17 protein-coding genes and 1 riboswitch are annotated in these 15,751 nt (G+C 69.3%); of the genes, 6 read left to right on the top strand and 11 right to left on the bottom strand.

Going from position 1 to position 15,751, the window contains the following annotated elements; genetic code table 11:
* Positions 1-3: 3 nt before the first annotated feature.
* The gene (locus tag Tbon_RS10270) at positions 4-660 is read left to right on the top strand and encodes a 3'-5' exonuclease (RefSeq protein WP_158067616.1); all 657 of its coding nucleotides are present in this window, start codon (positions 4-6) and stop codon (positions 658-660) included.
* Here Tbon_RS10270 and Tbon_RS10265 read toward each other — a convergent pair.
* On the bottom strand, positions 657-1,451 hold the full coding sequence (locus Tbon_RS10265; protein WP_133117616.1) for a hypothetical protein: 795 nt from the start codon (positions 1,449-1,451) through the stop codon (positions 657-659). The genes Tbon_RS10270 and Tbon_RS10265 overlap by 4 nt on opposite strands.
* 927 nt (positions 1,452-2,378) lie before the next feature.
* Positions 2,379-2,512, top strand: a riboswitch (FMN riboswitch).
* A 150-nt stretch (positions 2,513-2,662) separates the two neighbouring features.
* Between Tbon_RS10265 and Tbon_RS10260 the strand changes: the two genes are divergently transcribed.
* The 3 genes from Tbon_RS10260 to ribH are packed head-to-tail and all read left to right on the top strand — an operon-like array spanning position 2,663 to position 4,967.
* Positions 2,663-3,259, top strand: a complete 597-nt coding sequence (locus tag Tbon_RS10260; protein WP_098504514.1) for a riboflavin synthase — start codon at positions 2,663-2,665, stop codon at positions 3,257-3,259.
* Complete coding sequence (locus Tbon_RS10255) at positions 3,256-4,503, top strand: bifunctional 3,4-dihydroxy-2-butanone-4-phosphate synthase/GTP cyclohydrolase II (RefSeq protein ID WP_225734598.1); 1,248 nt, start codon at positions 3,256-3,258, stop codon at positions 4,501-4,503. Before Tbon_RS10260 ends, Tbon_RS10255 begins: the two co-directional genes overlap by 4 nt.
* Positions 4,500-4,967, top strand: a complete 468-nt coding sequence (gene ribH / locus Tbon_RS10250; protein WP_158067615.1) for a 6,7-dimethyl-8-ribityllumazine synthase — start codon at positions 4,500-4,502, stop codon at positions 4,965-4,967. The genes Tbon_RS10255 and ribH overlap by 4 nt, the downstream gene beginning before the upstream one ends.
* A gap of 22 nt (positions 4,968-4,989) precedes the next feature.
* Here the strand turns inward: ribH and Tbon_RS10245 are convergent, their stop codons facing one another.
* The 3 genes from Tbon_RS10245 to Tbon_RS10235 form a co-directional block, all read right to left on the bottom strand.
* Positions 4,990-6,225: a hypothetical protein gene (locus tag Tbon_RS10245; protein WP_158067614.1), complete on the bottom strand. Its 1,236-nt coding sequence runs from the start codon at positions 6,223-6,225 to the stop codon at positions 4,990-4,992.
* Positions 6,189-7,091, bottom strand: a complete 903-nt coding sequence (locus Tbon_RS10240; protein WP_158067613.1) for an RING finger protein — start codon at positions 7,089-7,091, stop codon at positions 6,189-6,191. The genes Tbon_RS10245 and Tbon_RS10240 overlap by 37 nt, the downstream gene beginning before the upstream one ends.
* 85 nt (positions 7,092-7,176) lie before the next feature.
* Positions 7,177-8,091 (bottom strand): ribokinase, encoded by a 915-nt coding sequence (locus Tbon_RS10235; RefSeq protein ID WP_158067612.1) that lies wholly within the window; start codon positions 8,089-8,091, stop codon positions 7,177-7,179.
* Between the two features lie 55 nt (positions 8,092-8,146).
* On the opposite strand from Tbon_RS10235, the gene Tbon_RS10230 reads away from it, so the two are divergent.
* Positions 8,147-8,695: an NADPH-dependent FMN reductase gene (locus tag Tbon_RS10230; protein WP_158067611.1), complete on the top strand. Its 549-nt coding sequence runs from the start codon at positions 8,147-8,149 to the stop codon at positions 8,693-8,695.
* Positions 8,692-9,195: an NUDIX domain-containing protein gene (locus Tbon_RS10225; RefSeq protein WP_158067610.1), complete on the top strand. Its 504-nt coding sequence runs from the start codon at positions 8,692-8,694 to the stop codon at positions 9,193-9,195. The genes Tbon_RS10230 and Tbon_RS10225 overlap by 4 nt, the downstream gene beginning before the upstream one ends.
* Here the strand turns inward: Tbon_RS10225 and sodX are convergent.
* From sodX to Tbon_RS10190, 7 genes are all read right to left on the bottom strand, one after another.
* Positions 9,120-9,548 carry a nickel-type superoxide dismutase maturation protease gene (gene sodX, locus Tbon_RS10220; RefSeq protein ID WP_225734597.1) on the bottom strand — a complete coding sequence of 143 codons (429 nt, stop codon included), beginning with the start codon at positions 9,546-9,548 and terminating at the stop codon, positions 9,120-9,122. The two genes, Tbon_RS10225 and sodX, sit on opposite strands and share 76 nt — an antisense overlap.
* A 16-nt stretch (positions 9,549-9,564) precedes the next feature.
* Positions 9,565-10,425: a VOC family protein gene (locus Tbon_RS10215; protein WP_192497908.1), complete on the bottom strand. Its 861-nt coding sequence runs from the start codon at positions 10,423-10,425 to the stop codon at positions 9,565-9,567.
* A gap of 63 nt (positions 10,426-10,488) precedes the next feature.
* The gene (clpX, locus tag Tbon_RS10210) at positions 10,489-11,805 is read right to left on the bottom strand and encodes an ATP-dependent Clp protease ATP-binding subunit ClpX (RefSeq protein ID WP_158067608.1); all 1,317 of its coding nucleotides are present in this window, start codon (positions 11,803-11,805) and stop codon (positions 10,489-10,491) included.
* 31 nt (positions 11,806-11,836) lie between these two features.
* Positions 11,837-12,463, bottom strand: a complete 627-nt coding sequence (locus tag Tbon_RS10205; protein ID WP_158067607.1) for an ATP-dependent Clp protease proteolytic subunit — start codon at positions 12,461-12,463, stop codon at positions 11,837-11,839.
* Entirely contained in the window at positions 12,460-13,752 is a 1,293-nt protein-coding gene (tig, locus tag Tbon_RS10200; protein WP_192497907.1) for a trigger factor, read from the bottom strand. The genes Tbon_RS10205 and tig overlap by 4 nt, the downstream gene beginning before the upstream one ends.
* Positions 13,753-13,822: 70 nt before the next feature.
* The gene (locus Tbon_RS10195) at positions 13,823-14,803 is read right to left on the bottom strand and encodes an ABC transporter permease (RefSeq protein ID WP_158067605.1); all 981 of its coding nucleotides are present in this window, start codon (positions 14,801-14,803) and stop codon (positions 13,823-13,825) included.
* Positions 14,800-15,750: an ABC transporter permease gene (locus Tbon_RS10190; RefSeq protein WP_158067604.1), complete on the bottom strand. Its 951-nt coding sequence runs from the start codon at positions 15,748-15,750 to the stop codon at positions 14,800-14,802. The genes Tbon_RS10195 and Tbon_RS10190 overlap by 4 nt, the downstream gene beginning before the upstream one ends.
* Position 15,751 lies beyond the last annotated feature (1 nt).

Here is a 15,751-nt window from a genome sequence, read left to right as displayed (position 1 = left end):
GGGATGGTGGCGCTGCAGTCGGTCCTGTCGATGGGGCTCCGGCGGCTGGATGCGGAGGGACGGCCGACGGGCGAACCGGCGGAACTCACTGACCTCGCCGCCGCAGCAGCGCTGTACGTGGTGGACCTGGAGATGTCGGGGCCGAACCCGCAGGTGCACGAGATTCTCGACATCGCCGGGGTGCGGGCGGCGCTGGCGCCGGGATTGCCGGAGGAGGAGTCGTGGAGCGCGCGGGTGCGGCCGAAGCGGATCGGAAACGCCGTGCCGGCGGCGCTGAAAGTGGTCGGCTATTCGCCGAAGGCGTGGAAGACCGCGCTCGACCTCGAGGCGGCGATGGAGCGCTTCGCGACGGTAGGACGGGATGCGGTGGTCGCCGGCTGGGGGATGGCGCAGGACCTCGCCTTCCTCGCGGAGGCGTTCCGTGCGCTGGGGTCTCCGTGGCCGTTCGCGCTGGCGGCACTGGATGTGCAGGTGATTGCGCGGGCGCTGCTCCGCGGCAACGGCGAGGTGGACCGGTTCAACCTGGGGCACGTGGCGGACCGGCTCGGGATCGGGCGGATGGGGGAGCACGGGGCGCTGGCGGATGCGTACGCGACGTACGACGTGCTGGTGAAGCTGGTGGAACGGGTCGCCCGGCTGACGGCCGAGAGGGAACGCTAAGGCCTGCTGGCGTCCGCGAGCCCTGCCGCGAAGTCCGCCTCCTGCTGCCGGAGCTCGGGCGAGGCGTAGCGGATGGTGTATCTGCCGATGCCGTTGTGCTCGTCGTAGCGGATCACCTCGAGCGGGGGCGTCGAGAACGTGGCCTGAGCGATCCCGAGGATGGTCCCGTCCGGAGCGATGTGAACCTGGAGGCGTGCAACCCGGTTCTCGGGGCGGGAGGCCTGCACAGGCCCGCCGGGGACGTCGAACGGGTCGCGCGGTTCGATCCCGAGGATCGCCAGCGTGGTGCCATCCGCCATAGTGGCGAGGAGGTCGAGCCGCGGCACCGGGCCTGCCAGGAGGTACTCGACCGCCCTGCGAGCATCGGCTTCATCAGCCCAGAAGCCGTTCGGCCGCCGGTCGAGCGTCACCTTTCGGATGACGGTGCCGGGGGCCACGCCGAGGCGCGTGCAGTCTGTTTCGCCGCGCACCATGATCGTTTCGCAGGCGACCGACAGGGTGCGAAGGCGGGAGAGCGTCGCTGCCGGGTCGCCGCGGAGGAGCCCATCGAGGGCAGAAGCCGCCGCAGGAGCTTCCTGCTGCAGCCGGGAAAGCGCCCCAACGGGGTCAGCGGGGACTCCGGAGAGAAGGCCGGGCGTAGGCGTCGGGGCTGCAGACACCGGCGGCTGCTCGCTGCTGCCGCTCCTCGCGTTCCAGAGGAGCGCGCCGGCGGCGATGATGACCGCGGCGAGTGCGGCTGCCGTCAGCGCAAGCTGCCGGGGGTGCCTCCACGAGATGTTCGATGAAGCCATGGCGCGGTTCCTTTCGCCGGGCGCCACTGCCCGGCCGCTCAATGTGCTTCGAACGCTGGCGTGTCGGGCGAGCGCCAGCGTAAGGACCAGTTCTGACAGGAGTAGGGAATCCATGACGGGGAATAGCCAACCCCGCCCGACCGGTTGATGGTCGAGCCGACACGATATCCGGGGCACGACGTAGCCGAAGGTCCATGCAGCCCCACTGATTTGCCGCCCATTACCGAACATTCTGAACCGTTCGCCCAGCACGTGTCGTCCGTCTTATCCACGACGGCCACGTACGCTGAGGGCCGCATGGCCATATGAAGGTGGAGCGCGCTCGTCCCACAATACCCCGGATTGGCAACGACGGAAGCAAGCCACTGCCCTGCGGAGCTGACGGCTGATGTGTACCCGGAGCTCACAGAGGCCGTGGAAACGTGAAGGATGTCAATGTCGTGGTCGTAATCGGTGACCCAGGTCCCTGCGACCAGGCGCTGCATGCGGGCCCGCACGCGGCAGTCCTCGGCAAGGAAGTACCAGTACCGGACGGGATACGCCTGCGTGACGGGTGCCATCGCCCGGACGTAGACCGGTGTTGAAAGCGAGAGCGACCCAGAGTAGTCATAGGCTCCGAGGCCCGCGTAGTCGTCGAAATGCAGTCCATAATCAGCAACGGAAGCACCGCCGTTCTGATGGGCTGGCATTACCCAGACCTGCGTCGCAAGTGCCCCAGCGCTCCGTTCTGCCGTGAACGACGCGAGCGTGACTGTCGCACAAGCAACGATGACAGCCACTCGCTTCATGGGCGACCTCCGGTGCATAATTTTCGTCATGCTAGCCACAAATTGGGGGGGGGTCAAGGGCTCGGCAACGGTGAGCGAGGGGCGCCGGCAGCGGGCGCTGGCCCCTTGACAACCCTTAGCCCAAGGCGAACGATACAGGTGATGTTCTCGGGGCGGGGTGCAATTCCCCACCGGCGGTGAGAGCCCGCGACCCCCGAGCCGCTGGCGCGGCGAGGGGCTGACCCGGTGGAATCCCGGGGCCGACGGTAACAGTCCGGATGGGAGAGAACAGGGCTGGCGCTGCGCTATGCGCGGCGCCGGTCGGCGGTCGCCGTCGTATGCCCGTCTGCCCCGGGGAGATCGCGACTACGGACCCGGGGGCCAGGCATCGATGGCAGCAGCGCAAGGTGACATCAGCCATCCGGCGGGCGAGGGGCACGGCTGATGTTCACGGGAATCATCGAAGAGGTTGGCGAGGTGGTGGAGGCGGGCGAGGGGACGCTGCGCATCCGCGCACCGCTCATCCTGCAGGACACGAAGCTCGGCGACTCGATTGCCATCAACGGGGTGGACCTGACGGTGGCGGAGATCGCCGGGGACACGTTCTTCGCGAACCTGATGCCGGAGACGTACCGTCGGAGCAACCTCGGTGAGCTGCGGCCCGGGGACCGGGTGAACCTGGAGCGGTCGTGCCGCCCGACCGACCGTCTGAGCGGGCACATTGTCCGCGGGGTGGTGGAGGGAACCGGGACGATCGAATCGTTCATGCCGGAGGGGGATGCCGTGATCGTACGGATCCGGGCGCCCAGGGAGCTGCTGAAGTACATGGTGGTGAAGGGGCCGGTGTGCATCGACGGCATCAGCCTGACCATCATCGCGAAGGACGCGGAAAGCTTTTCGGTCTCGCTGGTGCAGTACACGCAGGAGCACACGAACCTGGTCGGCCGGAAGCCTGGCGACCGGGTGAACCTGGAGACGGACATCCTGGCGCGGTACGTTGACGCGCTGCTCGAGGCGCGAGCACAGGAGGCGGGGCAATGACGGAGCGCGACCCGGTGATGGCGACGGTGCCGGAGGCGATCGAGGAGTACCGGCGCGGGAAGTTCGTCATCATCACCGACGACGAAGACCGGGAGAACGAAGGGGACCTGTGCATTGCGGCGCAGTTCGTGACGCCGGAGCACATCAACTTCATGGCGAAGTACGGGCGGGGGCTCATCTGCTGCTCACTGACGGAGGAGCGGTGCGACCAGCTTCAGCTCCCGCTGATGGTGGACCCGCGCTCGAATACCTCCGGCTTTGGGACGCCGTTCACGGTTTCGGTCGAGGCGCGGACCGGGGTGACGACGGGGATCAGCGCGGCGGACCGGGCGCGGACGGTGCAGGTGCTGATCGACCCGGCGACACGCCCTGAGGACCTTGCGCGGCCGGGGCATATGTTCCCGCTGCGGGCGCGGAAGGGCGGGGTGCTGGTCCGGGCGGGGCAGACGGAGGCGAGCGTCGACCTTGCGAAGCTGGCGGGGCTGTACCCGGCGGCCGTCATCTGCGAAATCATGAAGATGGACGGGCAGATGGCCCGGATGCCGGACCTGAAGCGGTTCGCCCGGCGGCACGGGCTGCGCATCGTGACCGTGAACGACATCATCCGGTACCGCCTGCGGACGGAGCGGCTGGTGACGCGGGTGGCGGAGACGCGGCTGCCGACGCCGTACGGGGAGATGATGATCCTCGGGTATAAGGCAGAGGGGCAGCCGGATGAGCATGTCGCGCTGGTGAAGGGGGAGATTGACCCGGACCGGCCGACGCTCGTGCGCGTGCACGACCAGTGCGTGACGGGGGATGTGTTCGGGTCGCTGCGGTGCGACTGCGGGGAGCAGAAGGAGAAGGCGCTGAAGATGATCGCCGAGGAGGGCGGCGTCTTCCTGTACATGCGGCAGGAGGGCCGCGGGATCGGGCTGCACAACAAGCTGCGGACCTATGAGCTGCAGGAGCGGGGGCTGGATACGGTTGACGCCAACCTTGCGCTGGGCTTCCCGGCCGACCGCCGCGACTACGGCATCGGCATGCAGATCCTGCGCGACATCGGCGTGAGCAAGATGCGGCTGATTACCAACAACCCGGCGAAACGGGCAGGGCTGGAGGCGTACGGGCTCGAGGTGGTCGAGCGGGTGCCGATTGTAACGACGCCCAACCCGCACAACATCCGCTACCTGGAGACGAAGCGGCAGCGGATGGGGCACCTGCTGGACGGGCTGGAGTCGCTGGTTGTCGAGGGCGGCTCGTGAGCCGGGTGCTGGAGGGGGCGCTCGACGGGGCCGGGCTGCGCGTCTGCGTGGTGGTCTCGCGGTGGAACGAGTTCGTGACCCGGCGGCTGCTCGAGGGCGCGGAGAAGGTGCTGCGCGAGCGGGGCCTCGCCGATGGGGATGTCACGGTGGCGTGGGTGCCGGGGGCATTCGAACTGCCGACCGCGGCGAAGTGGGCGGCGGCTTCAGGACGGTATGACGCGGTGGTCTGCCTCGGGGCGGTGATCCGCGGCGAGACGGCGCATTTCGAATACGTGGCCGGCGGAGCGGCCGAGGGCATCCGGCAGGCGGCCCAAGAGACGGGCGTGCCGGTGATTTTCGGGGTGCTGACGGTCGACACGGTGGAGCAGGCGCTGTCGCGGGCCGGCGGGAAGGACGGGCACAAGGGCGAAGAGGCAGCGCTGGCAGCGATCGAGATGGCGAACCTGCGGCGGCTGCTGCTGTAGGGCCTCCGGTCGCCCGAAAGGCTCAGAGCGGGCAGATGTCCCGGTAGGTGTACTGGGGGTTGGCGTAGCCGTGGTCGAGCAGGCGCTGGACGTAGCCGGGGGTGTCGATGCCGGGTCCGGTGGTGGCGAGGTAGCGGGTCGCTTCGAGGCAGCCGCCGACGACGGACCCGCGCTCCTGGTAACCCTTGCGGAAGGCCTCGGCGGCGTTCAGGAAGACCTGCTCGCGCCCCTCGCGGATGACCCGGTCGATGGCGGGATTGGGGTCGGCGCCTGAGGCGGCAGTGGCTACGGCGATACGGAAGAGGGCGTAGGTGACGAGCGCGTCGCGGGAGTCGCCGCGGCCATTTTCGGCCTTCCAGTCGCGGAGGTTGCGGTCGGCGATGGCAGCTTCGTAGATGGCAACAGCAGCCTCCCATTCGCCGCGGACGAAGCGGTCATCGGCATCGAGGATGGCGTGGAATAGGAACACGGGCCGGTCGAGGTCGACCCTGAGCGCGCTGAACCTCCCGCCAGAGAGGGTGTAGCGATAGGTCCCGCCGCGGGTGGGGCCTGCGGCGAGGCTGCTCGAAGGGGCGGCGTGGATGACGATGGCGGTGGACGCGCCGGCGCCCTCGAAGGCGACGCGGTCGACGCCGGTGATGCCCTGGTCGGCGGGGCCGATGTCGCGCCAGGTGGTACCGTCCCACGTGTAGACGCGAACGAGGGTGGCGCAGCGGGTGGCCGTGCAGAAGTTCTCGAGGAAGGCGACCTCAGGGCGCGGGCGGCCGTCGCGGTCGGCCACCGAGAAGATGGCGCGGCCGAGGATGGAGGTGTCGGCGGCGCCGGGCGGCGACAGGGCGACGAACCCGGGGGCCGTGGTGAGATTGACGAAGACGACGCCGGGGTAGGGGCCGACCGGTGCGGGCTGGGGCAGCGGAAGGAGGATGGCGGAGTCGGGGGCGAGGTCGCCGTCGATGTCGGCCTCGATGCAGGAGAGGCCCCAGCGCTCAGCGACCGTGGGGCTGCACGGTCCGGTGGTGCGCTGCAGCCGCTCCAAGGCCTGGCGGGCTTCAGCGATATCGCGCGGAGGCGGGCCGATGGGGTCAGGCGTGGGGGAGGGGGTCGGCGCCGGCGTGGGGGTGGCCGCGGGCGCCGGCGTTTCGGACGGGGGTACGATGTCGACGGCGGTGCCGCAGCCGCAGCCGCCGGTGACCAGGGCGAGGGCTGCGAGGAGGGGCGCGATCAGGGCGCCGGTGTGAGGTAGTTTTCGACCGCCCATCCTTCACCCAGCGTGGTTTGAACTTTCCACCACGTGAAGTTCCCGGCCTGCTGGGGTCCGCCGGTAACGCGGACCTCGGCGCCATCCTGCAGGCATACGATGGCGTCGTTTTCTGTGCCGGGATTTGTGCGGACGTTCAGGCAATCGCCGGTGCCGGTGACGACGAGGCGCTGGCCGGCGGTGAACCGGCCGGGCCCGACGGAGGCGGTGGCCGGGGGCGTGGGCAGGGCCGGGGAGCCGGTGGGCGCCGGGGTGCTGAAGGCCGGCGCGGTGGGCGTGGGCGACGCGGCCGGGACCGCGGTCGGGGAGGGGCCGGGGCTTGCGGGCTCGCTGCCGGTGAGGCGCCCGGCGGCCCAGATGATGCCGAAGGCGACCCCGGCGGCGAGGAGCACGGCGAGAGGGATGTACCAGTAGGCGAGCCAGCGGTGGCGTTCGTAGATGCGCGGCAGGGGTTTGCGCGGAAGGGGCTCGTCGCGCGGGGGCTGGTACCGGCGCGGACCGCTGCCGACCGGAGGCGCGACGTCTTCGGGGAGCTGCCGACGAACGAAGGTGGTGCCGATGACGGGTTCGGGTTCGGAACCTTGCGGCCCGGACTGGAGCGGCCCCGCGGGCGGCGGCGGGGGCGGGGGCGGCGCGACGCGGGTGCCCTCGCCGGGATGGGGGGCCGGTTCGCCGGGCGGCCGGCCAGCGCCGCCGTAGGCCATCGCCTGCGGCGAGGACTGGTGCGGTTCGCGGGTCGCGCAGCCGTTGTTGGCGACCCAGCAGCCGGGATGGTGGAGAACGCCGCAGCCGGTGCAGCGGAGCACCGCTTCGCCATCTTCGAAGGCGCGATCGCAGAGGGGGCAGAAACGCTGTTGAACGCTCAAGCTGGGACCCCGGGGCGTCTCCCAGTATCCGTGCCGCGATCACCATCTTCAAGGCGAAACGCCGGCGCGACGGCAAAGGTTCCCATCAGGCGGGCAACCGGGAGGTAAAATCTTCGACCTCAGCGAGGGTGGGCAGCGAGGCAGCGGCGCCGGGGCGGGTGCAGGCGAGCGCTGCGGCCCGGCAGGCGAATACGGCGGCGTCCGGGAGGGGGTCGCCGGAGGCGAGGCGGACGGCCAGCGCGCCGCAGAAGGCATCGCCGGCGCCGACGGTGTCGACCGCGTTGACCGCGGGCGCGGGGACGGAGGCGTGCCCTTCGGGGGCCAGCACGAAGGCGCCGCGCTCGCCGAGGGTGATGATGACGGCGGCCGGCCCAAGGTCGCGGAGCGCCGCGGCCTGTGCGGCCGGGCCGGCAGCGGGCAGGCCGGAGAGCGCGGCGGCTTCGACCTCGTTCGGGACCAGGAGGTCGGCAAGGCGGAAGACTTCCGGCGGGTGCGGCGCGACCGGCGCAGGGTTGACCAGCGCATGGACGCCGGCGGCGCGGGCGATGCGGAGGGCGGCCAGGGTGGCCTCGGGCGCGACTTCGAACTGGACAAGGAGGAGGTCGGCCGCGGCGATGGCGTCGCGGGCGGCTTCGACGTCGGCAGGGGCGAGGGCGAGATTCGCGCGCGGGAGGGCGTAGATGAGGTTGCTGCCGTCATCGAAGACGACGGGCACGGCGACTCCGGTCCCTTCGTGGTCGAGCTGGCGGACGAAGCGGGTATCGATGCCCGCGGCGGCGAGGCTGGCGCGGATGGTATCGCCGAAGGAGTCGCGGCCGACGGCGCCGACCATGGTGACCTGCGCGCCGAGGCGGGCGGCGGCGGTGGCCTGGTTGCCGCCTTTGCCGCCGACGAAGGTGCTGAAGGAGCGGCCGATGAGGGATTCGCCGGGGAGCGCAGGGCGCGGCGCGCGAACGACGAGGTCCATCATGAGCGAGCCGACGACGGCGATGCGCACCATGGGGGCAGTGTAGCGCGGCTCGCCCGGGCGACGCCGGCGGCGTAGGCTTCGCGGCATGGTACGGATACTTGGCATCAACGGGGCGATTCGGCCCGGCAGCACGGCTGACCGGGCGCTGCAGTTCACGCTGGGACGGCTGGCATCGCTGGGGGCCGACTGTGTGACGTTCGATATCGGGCAGCTGCCGCTGCTGGACGGGCGCCCGGAGGGGCAGTACCCGGAGGCCGTGGGAGCGTGGCGCGCAGCGTGCCGGGAGGCCGACGGGTTTGTGGTGGCGGTGCCGTCGTATCACGGGGCGCTGCCGGGCGGGCTGAAGAATGCGCTCGACTTCATCGACGCGCCGGAGGCGGGCGGGAAGCCGTTCCTGGTCGTGGCGATTGCCGGGGGTGACGCCGAGCCGGGCGGGACGGATGTGACGCGAGTGCTGCGGCACATCGGTGCGGTGGCGGGCGTTCCGGATGTGGTGGTCTCGCGGGCGGCGGATCAGTGGGGAAAGGGCGCGGAACCGGCGAATGCTGAACTTGGGGCGGCCATCGAGCGGGCGACAGCGGCGCTGATGGCGCTCGCAGGGCTGCGGGCGGAGGGGCGGCTGCCGGCGCCATGAGCGGCTGGAGGTTCTGCCCGGAATGCGGGTGCGAACGGGGCGCCGGTCCGGTCGACCCGACGACGCCGTGCCCCTCGTGCGGCTACCGGGAGGTGCGCTACCCCGGCGTCGGTGTGGCGGTCATCGTGCGGGACGCGAAGGGGCGGGTGCTGCTGGGGCGGCGGGCCGGCGGGCGCCGGGCCGGGTTGTGGTGCATCCCCTGCGGGCGGCTCGAGTGGGGGGAGGAGGTGCGGGCCGCGGCAACCCGCGAGTTCCGGGAGGAGACAGGGCTCGAGGTGGAGCTGGCAGGCGTGTACGACGTGCACTCGAACTTCCATGACCCGGACCGGCTGACCGTGGGCATCTGGTTCGTGGGACGCGTGACCGGCGGCCGGCTGCGGCCGGCGGACGGGGAGCTGAGCGAGCTGGGGTGGTTCGACCCGGCTCAGCCGCCGGAGCTGGCATTTCCGACGGACGCGCTGGTGCTGCGGCGCCTTGCGACGGAGGGCCACGGCCAGTAGCGGCCGAGGACTCGGCCTTCGATGAGGTAGGGCGGGACGGCGCCAAACTCGCGGCTGTCGGTACTGGCGGCGGGGTTGTCGCCGCGGAGGTCGACGGCTCCGTCGGCGTGGACGCGCGCCACGCGCTTGACGAGCAGGCGGTCGAAGTTCCGCGGGTCGTGGGCGAGGACGACGTCACCGGGGCGGGGCGGGTGGGTGCGGTAGGCGCGGCGGTCGGCGACGACGCAGTCGCCGGGGCGGAGCGCGGGGCGCATGCTCTCGCCCTGGACCTCGGCGCGGATGAGGCGGCCGGCGAGCAGTTTCGCGCTGACAGCCAACAGGCCGAGGACGAGCAGGAGTCGGCGGAGGCTCACGGGCAGGCTCGCGGGGTCAATGGATCAGCGGGGTGCCTTCGGGAGCGCCGCTGAGGTCGGGGCGGCCGCTCCAGAGCCAGGCGAAGTTGGTTTTTGAGACGCCGACCAGCATGCCGAAGAGCGACTTCGGATGGATGAAGATGTTCGTGCCGGGAGGGCGCCCCTCGGCCTGGGAGTACTGAAGGCCGAGCGCGTCGAGGCGGGCCTCGAGCATGGGCACGTCATCGGTTTCGAGGTAGCACATGTAGAGGGAAGGGCCGCGCTTCTGGAAGAAGCGGTCCATGGCGCGGCCGCCGAAGGTCTGGGTGATTTCGATGCGGTCGAGCCGGTGGGGCGGGTCGAAGAGGGTGAGGACGCCTTCATAGCCGTAGAGCTCGCTGCGGATCGGGCAGAAGTGGGCCAGTTCGAGGCCGAAGATGCGGGTGTAGTAGTCGGCGGCGGCGCGCCAGTCTGGGACGGGGTTGGTGACTTCGTAGATGGAGCGGATATCGCCGACCGGCTCGCGGGGAACGTCCTGGACGATGACGGCCGGCATGCCGTACGGGGCTTCGCGGAGATAGAGGGCGCCGTGTTCGATGGTGTACGGAACGTGGTTGGCGTCGAGACGGGCGGCCATGGCCTCGATGGAGGGCGTGGCGAAGCCGGCGCCATACAGCCCCTCGCCCCAGCGGTCGGCGAACTGCCGGGCGGGGCCGGGCCCTGAGGGCGTCAGCAGTTCGATGAGCGACTCGCCGGCCTGGAGGGTGGTGCGGCGGGCGCCGAGGACTGCCGAGGCGTCTTCGGCGAGGCGACGGGCGCCGAAGAGGGCAGCGAAGCGCTCGGCGGCTTCGGCGCGGTCGCGGACAACGAGCTGGATGCGGTCGAGGCGGGTGAGCACGGGCAAACCTCCGGGTGTGCTATTGAAGCACACGGCCGGGAGGGTTGGGCAAACAGGGCTCGTTCAGGCCGGCTCTCGGACGCCTTCGCCGGAGGTTGAGAGGTCGACGGCTTGGCCGCCACGGGTAAGGAGGAGCGGCCGGGTCTTGTTGACGACGCAGTCGGCGTTGACGACGCACTTCTTGATGTCGGTGCGGCCGGGGATTTCGTACATGACGTCCATGAGGGTCTCTTCGAGGACGGTGCGGAGGCCGCGGGCGCCGGTCTTGTGCTTGATGGCGAGGTCGGCGATGGCGCGGAGGGCGTCGTCGGTGAAGACGAGTTCGACGCCATCCATGGCGAAGTAGCGCTGGTACTGCTTGACGAGGGCGTTCTTCGGCTCTGTCAGGATGCGGACGAGAGCGTCTTCGTCGAGCGACTGGAGGCCGACGACCATGGGGAGGCGGCCGACGAATTCGGGGATGAGACCGAACTCGAGGAGGTCGTCCTGGGTGACGTGAGCGAGGAGCTCATCTTTGCGCTTTTGCCCGCGGAAGCCGCGCTGGGCGGCCTGGAAGCCGAGGCGGACGTGGTCGCGGGTGAGACGCTTTTCGATGATGTTGTCGAGGCCCTCGAAGGCGCCCCCGCAGATGAAGAGGATGTTGGCGGTGTTGATCTGGAGGAAATCCTGGTGGGGGTGCTTTCGGCCACCCTGGGGCGGGACGTTGGCAATGCAGCCTTCGATGATTTTCAGGAGGGCCTGCTGGACGCCTTCGCCGGAGACGTCGCGGGTGATCGAGGGGTTGTCGCCCTTGCGCGCGATCTTGTCGATTTCGTCGATGTAGATGATACCGCGTTCGGCCTTCTGGATATCGAAGTCGGCGGCCTGGATGAGGTGGAGGAGGATGTTCTCGACGTCCTCGCCCACGTAGCCGGCCTCGGTGAGGGCGGTGGCATCGGCGATGGAGAAGGGGACGTCGAGGAGCTTCGCGAGCGTCTTGGCGAGGTAGGTCTTGCCGACGCCGGTGGGGCCGACGAGGAGGATGTTCGACTTTTCGAGCTCGATGTCGCCGTCGTTGTTGTGGCCGATGCGCTTGTAGTGGTTGTAGACGGCGACAGAGAGGACTTTTTTGGCCTGCTCCTGGCCGATGACGTATTCGTTGAGGTGTTCGTAGATTTTGCGGGGCGGGGGGACGTTCTGGACGGTGACGGTGCCCTGGCGGCTGCCGGAACCGGACGCGGCCTGACCGTTCTCCTCATCGATGATTTCGCGGCAGAGGTCGACGCATTCGTCGCAGATGTAGACGGCGCCGGGGCCGGCGATGAGGCGCCGGACCTGGTCCTGGCTCTTGCCGCAGAAGGAGCAATGGTACTGGACGCGGTTGGTTCGGTTGGTGGCCAAGGCGGTGGTGTCCCCTCTGCGTTATTCGGTGCTATTTGCTGTCCGCCACGGGGCGGAGGAGTTCGTCGACGAAGCCGTATTCTTTGGCGCCTTCGGCGTCGAGGTAGAAGTCGCGGTCGAAGTCGTGGGCGACGCGTTCGACCGGCTGGCCGGTGTGCTTGGCGATGATGTTCCGGATGATTTCGTTGTTGCGAAGGATCTCCTTCGCGGCGATTTCGATGTCAGCGGCCTGGCCGCGGGCGCCGCCGAGGGCCTGGTGCATGTGGACGGTTGCGTTGGGGAGGGCGTAGCGCTTCCCCTTGGCGCCGGCGCAGAGCAGGACGGTGGCCATGGAGGCCGTCTGCCCGACGGCGATGGTGGAGACGTCGGGCTCGATGAGCTGCATCGTGTCGTAGATGGCGAGGCCGGCAGTGATGACGCCGCCGGGGGAGTGGATGTAGAGCGAGATATCGCGCTCGGGGTCTTCACGCTGGAGGTAGAGGAGCTGGGCGACAATCAGGTTGGCGACCTGGTCATCGATCGGGGTGCCGAGGAAGACAATCCGCTCCTTGAGGAGGAGGGAGAAGATATCGAAGGCGCGCTCGGAGCGGGGACCGGACTCGATGACGGTGGGGATGACGTCGTAGATGAGCGGGTGGATGCTGGGGGGCTGGTTCATGCCTGTTCCTCCTGGAGTTCGCCCCGGGCGAGGGCGCTAAGGCGTTCGAGGGTCTTCCGCGAGAGCAGGTTGCGGCGGATGGTGGCGACCCCCTCTTCGGTGGCGAACATCTGGCGGAACCGTTCGGCATCGTCGCCCATGGGCGCGACCAGCGAATCGAGCTCCTGTTCTATCTCTTCGGCGGAAACGGTAATCCCTTCAGCTTCGGCGAGCTTTTCGAGGACAAGGGAGCGCTTGACCCGGGTTTCGGCGGCTTCCCGCCACGTTTCGCGGAACTCCTGCTCGGTCCGGCCGATGGTCTGGAGGTAGGCCAGGTACTGCTGCCGGTCGTTGCCCATCGCGTCGCGGATGAGGTGGTCGATTTCGTGTTCGACAAGGATCCGCGGGTATTCGATGGTGGCGATTTCGACGAGCTTATCAACGGCGGCGGCGCGGAAGCGGTTCTCGGCTGCCTCTTCGAGGGTGCGACGGAGGTCGGCCTCGATGCGCTCGCGGAGGGCATGGAGGGTCGGGAACTCGTCGGCGTTGATGGACTGGGCGAACTCGTCATCGAGCGGGGGCAGCTGCTCTTCCTTCACTTCGCGGAGGGTGATGGTGAAGGCAGCGGTCTTGCCCCGGAAGCGCTCGATGTGGAAGTCCTCGGGGAAGGTGAGATCGAACGTGCGGGATTTCCCCTTTTCGAGGCCGAGGAAGGCTTCGGCAAGCCCTTCGACGAAGAGCGTCTCGCCTTCGCGGAGCTGGAACTCGGCCCCTTCGTCGCGCAGGACCTCTTCGCCGTCGATCGAAGCCGAGACATCGGCGATGAGGATGTCGTTCCACTGGACGGGGCGATCGACGGGGACGTGGGTGGCGTGGCGCTTGCGGAGCGCTTCGAGCTGCTGGTCGACCATTTCGGGGGTGACTTCGACCGGTTCGCGCTCAACGCGGATGCTTCGGTAGTCGTTCAGTTCGACGGTGGGGCGGACCGGCACGATGGCTTTGAAGCGCAGCGGCTCGAGCGAGGCGATTTCGAGCTCGGGCTGGCCGATGGCCGGGACGTCCTCGGCTTCGATCGCCTCGTTGTAGACGTCGGGGACGAGGTCATCGAGGGCTTCGCGGATGAGGCCCTGGCGGCCGAATGCCCGCTCGACGATGGCGCGGGGGGCCTTGCCGGGGCGGAACCCGGGGAAGCGGTTGCGCTTCGCGATGCGGCGGTAGGCGGCATCGAGCGACCGCTCGAGCCGCTCTTCGTCGACTTCGATTTCAAGCTGGACGCGGCTCTCGGGGAGCCGCTCAAGGGTTACCTTCACGGGCTGAAACGTTCCTCCGCTTCGAGTATAGCAAACGACCCGGAGCGGGCCCGGGGGCGACGGGATGACGTCAGCGGACGGCCTGAGTGCGCGGTTCGAGGAGGTCGACGAGGGCGTCGCCGAGGAGGTTCCAGGCGAAGAAGAAGAGGGTGACCGGGATGGCCGGGGCGAGGAGGAGGTGGGGGTAGCGCTCGAAGGTCTGGGGCCCGGCGCCGGCGGCGATGAGGGAGCCGAAGCTGGCGGTGGGCGGGTCGATGCCGAGCCCGAGGAAGCTGAGGGTGACTTCGGCGCCGGCGGTGCCGGCCATGCCGGCGGAGACGCCGACGACAAAAAGGGGGAGGACGCCGGGAAGGATGTGACGGGTGATGATGCGCCAGGAGGAGGCCCCCATCGCTTCGGCGGCGAGGACGTAGGTCTCCTCGCGGATGGCGAGAGCCTGGCTGCGGACGATCCGGCTGGTGCCGATCCATGCGAAGGGGACGGTGGCGAAGACGATGATGGAGAACTTGACGAAGGTGCGGGCGTCGGAGCCGAGGAAGGTGTTGTCCTGGAGCCAGAAGGCGACGTCGTTGATGCGCGTACGGAAGGCGGCAGTGATGGCGAGCATGAGGAGGAGGGTGGGGAGGCCGGCGAGGACCTCGCCGACGCGCATGATGAGGGTATCGACCCAGCCGCCGCGGTAGCCGGCGAGCAGGCCGAGGCCGAGCCCGAGGACGAGGCTTCCGCTGATGAGCACGACGACGGTGAAGACCACGGTGGTGCGGGCGGCGTAGATGACCCGGCTGGCGAGGTCGCGGCCGAGGGCATCGGTGCCGAGCCAGTGCTCGGAGGAGGGGCCCTGCCGGGTGGCGCCGGGGACGAGGTTCTGCTCGTAGGGGTCGTGCGGTGCGATGAGCGGCGCGAAGATGCCGCAGGTGTAGAAGATCGCGAGATAGACGATGGCGAGCATGGCCAGTTTCTTGCGCAGGAGCTGGCGGAAGAAGCGGCGGCGGGGGGACGCGGCCGCGCGGGCTTCGATGGCGAGCGGGTCGGCGGCGATGGCGGTGCTCATCCGCGCTGGCTCCCGAGGCGGATTCGCGGGTCGATGACCGCGTACAGGATGTCGATCAGGATGTTGGCGAGGACGAAGAGGACGGAGCCGAAGAGCACGAGGGCGAGGATGACATCGAAATCGGGCGCAAGGACGGCTTCGAAGCTTTCGGCGCCGATGCCGGGGATGCCGAAGAGCTGCTCGACGATGAGCGAGCCGCCGGCGACGCCGGGGAGGGAGAGCCCGATGATGGTGATGAGCGGGAGGAGGGCGTTGCGGGCGATGTGTCGGATGACAACGATCCGCTCCGGGAGGCCCTTGGCCCGGGCGGTGCGGACGTAGTCCTCTTTCATGACGCTGATGACGGAGGCGCGGACGAAGCGGGCGATACCGGCGGTTCCGGGGAGGGAAAGGACGAGGATGGGGAGGATGATGTTGGCGCTGGTGAATCCCTGCCAGCCGAGGCCGACCAGGTCGAGCTTGATGGCGAAGAGCCACTGGAGGAAGGGGATGGCGACGAAGATGGGGACGGCGTCGATCGCGAGCCAGAAGGAGATGGTGAGCGGGTCGAGGAAGGTGCCGCGGGCGAGTGCGGCGTAGATGCCGGCGGCGATGCCCAGGAAGAAGCTGATGACGAGGGCAATGAAGCCGAGGCGAGCTGAGACCCAGATTTTCGGGAGGATGATTTCGGAGACGGTGAAGTTCTGGTGGCGCGTGGAGATGCCGAGGTCGCCCCGGAGGAGGTTCTGCATGTACTTGACGTACTGGACGTGGATGGGGCGGTCATACCCGTACTTTTTGCGGATGAGCGCGGCCTCCTCCTCCTGGTAGCGCTGGCCGAGGAGGGTATCGACGGGGTCACCCGGGGCGAGCCGGAGCATGTAGAAGACGATGACGGAGATGGCGAAGAGCACCGGGATCGCCCAGAGAAGACGGCGGACGATGTAGCCGGCGAGGCCCGGTGCCACG

The sequence above is a fragment of the Tepidiforma bonchosmolovskayae genome, assembly GCF_008838325.1.
Taxonomy (GTDB): Bacteria; Chloroflexota; Dehalococcoidia; order Tepidiformales; family Tepidiformaceae; genus Tepidiforma; species Tepidiforma bonchosmolovskayae.
Note: the sequence above shows the minus strand (reverse complement) of the source record. Positions and strands in the feature narration are given on the sequence as shown.